We start from the raw sequence: 442 nt of genomic DNA on the forward strand, positions 1-442 counted from the left end.
TCCAATCCGTTTGTGAAGCTGATCCTTATCGGTCTGTTGTGGGCATATCTGCACCACTTTTTCGCCGGTATCCGCTTTCTGTTTTTGGATGTACACAAAGGCTTGGAATTAAATACTGCCCGTGCTACTGCTAAAGTTGTATTTGCTTCTGCTTTGATTCTGACTGTCGTTTTGGGAGCTTTGTTATGGTAGAACGTAAATTGACAGGTGCGCATTACGGTTTGCGCGATTGGGCAATGCAACGTGCAACTGCGGTCATCATGTTGGTGTATACCGTGGTTCTTTTGGTTGTTTTGTTTACGTTGCCTAAAGAATATTCGGCATGGCAGGCATTTTTTGATCAGACTTGGGTGAAAGTATTTACCCAAGTGAGCTTCTTGGCCGTATTCCTGCATGCATGGGTAGGTATCCGCGATTTGTGGATGGACTACATTAAGCCTTT

2 protein-coding genes are annotated in these 442 nt (G+C 44.6%); both read left to right on the forward strand.

What is annotated here, in order from left to right; genetic code table 11:
- On the forward strand, positions 1-192 hold a 192-nt coding region (gene sdhC / locus ACTHSP_RS21975), incomplete at its 5' end, for a succinate dehydrogenase, cytochrome b556 subunit (RefSeq protein ID WP_440347005.1).
- A partial coding sequence (gene sdhD, locus ACTHSP_RS21980) for a succinate dehydrogenase, hydrophobic membrane anchor protein (RefSeq protein WP_440347006.1) occupies positions 186-442 on the forward strand: 257 nt, incomplete at its 3' end. The genes sdhC and sdhD, both read left to right, overlap by 7 nt.

This window comes from Neisseria sp. P0001.S005 (assembly GCF_051963715.1).